The 4,339-nt window shown below is 66.6% G+C and carries 5 protein-coding genes; 4 read left to right on the top strand and 1 reads right to left on the bottom strand.

Features of this window, described 5'->3' with window-relative positions; genetic code table 11:
- Nucleotides 1-218 precede the first annotated feature (218 nt).
- Both VF497_RS04670 and VF497_RS04675 read left to right on the top strand, forming a co-directional pair.
- Entirely contained in the window at nt 219-446 is a 228-nt protein-coding gene (locus tag VF497_RS04670) for a hypothetical protein (RefSeq protein WP_330886476.1), read from the top strand.
- Nucleotides 443-1,039, top strand: coding sequence for a YigZ family protein (locus VF497_RS04675; protein WP_330886477.1), 597 nt, complete (start codon nt 443-445; stop codon nt 1,037-1,039). The genes VF497_RS04670 and VF497_RS04675 overlap by 4 nt, the downstream gene beginning before the upstream one ends.
- Before the next feature lie 16 nt (nt 1,040-1,055).
- Here the strand turns inward: VF497_RS04675 and VF497_RS04680 are convergent, their stop codons facing one another.
- Nucleotides 1,056-1,502: a VOC family protein gene (locus VF497_RS04680; protein WP_330886478.1), complete on the bottom strand. Its 447-nt coding sequence runs from the start codon at nt 1,500-1,502 to the stop codon at nt 1,056-1,058.
- 185 nt (nt 1,503-1,687) lie between these two features.
- On the opposite strand from VF497_RS04680, the gene VF497_RS04685 reads away from it, so the two are divergent.
- Together VF497_RS04685 and VF497_RS04690 are read left to right on the top strand one after the other, a co-directional pair.
- Nucleotides 1,688-3,460, top strand: a complete 1,773-nt coding sequence (locus VF497_RS04685; RefSeq protein WP_330886479.1) for an ABC transporter transmembrane domain-containing protein — start codon at nt 1,688-1,690, stop codon at nt 3,458-3,460.
- 117 nt (nt 3,461-3,577) lie between these two features.
- The coding region (locus tag VF497_RS04690) for a protease pro-enzyme activation domain-containing protein (RefSeq protein WP_330886480.1) at nt 3,578-4,339 on the top strand (762 nt) is incomplete at its 3' end.

The raw sequence follows: 4,339 nt of genomic DNA on the forward strand, positions 1-4,339 counted from the left end.
GCGCAGTCGAGCAGCCACGTACAAACAGTGCGTCGCCAACGGCCGCCGCGACCGCTCCTCCACTTCCGCAACCCGCGGCGATGGAAGCGGAAACGGCGCGGCCGGCATCGACCACTGGCGCAGCGTCTTCGTCGGAGCTGCGCAAAGCCGCGAGCGCCAATCGCGCCGCTGCGGCGGAAGCATTTGCGGACCGTGCGGCGACTGGAGGATCACCGTTCGTGGTCAGGCCCGATCCATCCGCGGCGGCACGCTATCGCTGGGAAATCGCCGACGGCACGCGCAGCGGCACCTACCCGCCCGATCCGCCGCCGCTCGCCGCCTGGGTCGAAATCGTACGCGCGATGTTACACGACGGCCATCGCGACGCGGCCCGGCGGGCGCTCGCCGACCTGCGCGCGCATCACCCGGATTTCCGCGTCCCGTCCGACCTGCGCGGCCTCGAATGAGCAGCACGCGTTTCGTCCTCTCCGCACCGTCAGTGCTGCGCCAGGAAGTGAGAAAAAGTATATTTGTGGCAAATGCAGCAAATGTCGCATCGCCCGGCACGGCGCTGGAATTCGTCGGTGCGGTCGGCGATGCTTCGGCGACGCACAACTGCTGGGCCTACCGCATCGGCCAGCAGTACCGTTTCAACGACGATGGCGAACCGGGCGGCACCGCCGGCCGGCCTATCCTGCAGGCGATCGACGCGCAGCAGATGGACAACACGATCGTCGTCGTCACGCGCTGGTACGGCGGCATCAAGCTCGGCGCGGGCGGCCTCGCACGCGCCTATGGCGGCTGCGCTGCGGAGTGCCTGCGCCTCGCGGCGAAGACCGAGTTCATCGAATTGGCGACTGTGGAATTCGCCCTGCCGTTCGCCGCCCTGCCGCTGCTGCATGCGCGCCTGGCCGAATTGCGGGCGGACAAACTCGGCGAAACCTTCCACGCGGGTGGCGCGACATTGCGTCTGGCTCTGCCGGCCGAGCATGTCGCGGCGCTGCGCCAACTGCTCGCCGATGCGACGCGCGGACGCAGCGAAGTGAAAGTCCTCGCCTGAATTCCGCTCGACGGCGTTAGCTGCCGCCGTCGAACAAGGCCGTATAGCGCCTCTGCATTTCTTCGGGCGTGAGCTTCTCGATTTCGTGGCCGATGTTCCAGCGATGCCCGAACGGATCGCGCACGACGCCGCCGCGCTCGCCGTAGAACTGGTCCGCGAGCGGACGCTCGACCGTCGCGCCCGCGGCGACCGCCCGCGCGACGACTTCGTCGGCATTGTCGACGTGCAGGTGGATGCTCACCGGCGTCCCGCCCAGCGTCGCGGGCGAAGGAATGCGGTATTCGGCAAACTCGTGACTGAGCATGATCGTCGTGCCACCGAAGTCGAGTTCGGCGTGGCCGATGCGGCCGTCCGGTTCGGTCAGGCGGAATTTCTCGTGTGCGCCGAACGCGCGCGCGTAGAAATCGATCGCCGCGACGGCGTCCGACACGCACAGGTAGGCGAAGACTTCGTGGATCTGCATGGCTCGCTCCGCATCGTGGCGATGCGTGCATTTTCCACCCCGCGCCGCCGTCCGTCACGAATTGCTTTCGGCCGCGGCCGCGCGACGCGGTTCGGCGGCCTGCACCTCGCCCGACCGGAATAAAATGGATTGAATTCACCCATGTGCGGCACCATAGCGATCCGATCCAGGTTTTGACCCACTCGATGACCGACTTCGCCAGCCCGCCGGCCGCGCCGCAGCGCCGTTTTTCCGCCCTGCCGCTGCTGTGGCCCTACCTCTCCCGCTATCGCGGCCTGCTGGTCGGCTGGCTCGCGTTCCTCGCCGTCTCCTCGCTCGCCACGCTGGCGCTGCCGGTTGCGGTGCGCGTGATGATCGACCGCGGCTTCGCGCATGCGAACTCGGCGGTCATCGACTCGGCCTTTCTCGGCTTGTTCGGCGTCGCGATCGTGCTCGCGCTGGCCACGGCCGCACGCTATTTCTGCATCACCCTGCTCGGCGAACGCACCGTCGCTGACCTGCGCAAGAAACTCTACGCGCACCTGCTCTCGCTCGACCAGCCGTTCTTCGAGCGCACGCGTGTTGGCGAACTGACCTCGCGCCTTTCCGCCGACACCGAACTCGTGCAAAGCGTCGTCACGTCTTCGATCTCGGTCGCCCTGCGCAGCCTGCTCACCGCGCTCGGCGGCACGGCGATGCTGGTCGCGACGAGTCCGCGCCTGGCCGGCTACGCCGCGCTCGTGATTCCGCTCGTGATCGCGCCGATCGTGCTCATGGGCCGGCGCCAGCAACGCCTCGCACGCGCCAACCAGGACCGCATCGCCGACGCCTCCGCGATCGCCAACGAAACGCTCAACGCGACCTACGCTGTGCAGGCCTACGCGCGCGAACCGTACGAGATCGCGCGCTACGACACCGCGATCACGCGCGCGGTTGCGACGGCGAAAAAGCGCATCGGCCAGCGCGCGGTTCTGACCGCGCTCGTGATCCTGCTCATCTTCGGCGCGATCACGCTCGTCCTCTGGAGCGGCGCGCGCAGCGTGATGGACGGCCGCCTCGACGTCGGCGTGCTGAGCCAGTTCGTGTTCTACGCGGTGATCGCGGCCGGCTCGATCGGCGGCCTGACCGAAGTGTGGAGCGAGATCGCGCGCGCTTCGGGTGCGATGGAGCGCATCGGCGAATTGCTCGCGACGACGCCGGAGATTCGCACGCCGGCGCAACCCGTCGCGCTGGCGAAGCCGATGCGCGGCGAGATCCGCTTCGAGCAGGTCGAATTCCGCTACCCCTCGCGCCCGGACGCACCGACCTTGCACGACTTCACCCTCACCGTGAAGCCTGGCGAGACGGTCGCCCTGGTCGGCCCCTCTGGCGCCGGCAAAAGCACGGTGTTCCACCTGCTGCTGCGCTTCTACGACGCGCAGCGCGGCACGATCCGCATTGATGGCGTCGACCTGAAGCAGCTCGCGCTGCCCGAACTGCGCGGCGCGATCGCGCTCGTGCCGCAGGACACGGTGATCTTCGGCGCGAGCGCGCGCGACAACATCCGCTTCGGCCAGGTCGATGCGAACGAAGAGGAAGTGATCGCCGCGGCCAAGACCGCCGAGGCGCACGATTTCATCGCCGCGCAGCCCGAGGGCTACGACACCTATCTCGGCGAACGCGGCGTGCGCCTCTCCGGCGGCCAGCAGCAGCGCATCGCGATCGCGCGCGCGCTGCTCAAGGACGCGCCGATCCTGCTGCTCGACGAGGCGACGAGCAATCTCGACGCGCAATCGGAAAACCAGATCCAGCAGGGCTTCGAGCGCCTGATGCACGGTCGCACCACGCTGATCATCGCGCATCGTCTTGCGACGGTCCTCAAGGCCGACCGCATCGTCGTCATGGACGCGGGTCGCATCGTCGCCCAAGGCACGCACGCAGAACTGCTGCGGGCCGGCGGACTCTACGGAGAGCTTGCGCGCCTGCAGTTCGCCGCCTGAGGCGAACCTTTCCGTTCACGCAAGGCGAGGCTCCCGATTCGTTCAGAATTTCTTAACGTGGATTTCTGAAACCTGGTCGTATGGTGGTCGCCCCAATCCGCTGTGGAGGATAGATTCGTGAACACACGATATCTCTTTCGATCCCTAGCCGTGCTCACCTCGCTCTGCACTGTCGGCGCGTTCGCCGCACAGGGCGGACAGGACGCCATTGCGAACAACACCCCCGGCTTCATCAACAAGGCGACCAACCAGGGCCCGCTCGATCCAACAAGCATTCTTCAAGTCAACGTCTGGCTCAAGCTGCATAACCAGGCGCAGCTCGATGCGCTCGTCGAAGGACAAAAGCAGAAAAACTCGGCCAGCTATCAGCACTGGATCACCCAGGATCAATTCAACGCGACGTATGCGCCAACCGCCCAGGAAGTCAAAGCGATCTCGAATTTGCTCGCCGCGCACAACCTCAGCGTGCTTTCGGTCGCCGACAACAATCTCTACGTGAAGGCACAGGGCAGCGTCGCCGACATCCAGAAGACGTTCCATGTGCAGCTCAACCAGTACGGCCTGAACGGCGTGAGCTATCGCTCCAACGCCGCCGACCCGTCGGTCGACAAGGGCACGAACGGGTTGATCGCGGCGGTGACCGGGCTCGACGACTACGGCTTCCAGCCGAAGTTCGTGCGTCCGACGACTGCCGAGGGAACACCGGCACCGATGCAGCCGGTGGCCGGTCCCAGCGGTCTGTTCTTCGCCTCGCAATGCTTCCGCGCGCCGCAGACGCAGACGTTCACTGCGGGCACGACCACGGCGACCTACACCGGCAATCGCTACGGTACCGACATCACGAACACCACCTTGGGAAGTCTGCCGCCGTGCGGCTAT

It is taken from the genome of Rudaea sp., from assembly GCF_036383415.1.
Classification (GTDB): Bacteria; Pseudomonadota; Gammaproteobacteria; order Xanthomonadales; family Rhodanobacteraceae; genus Rudaea.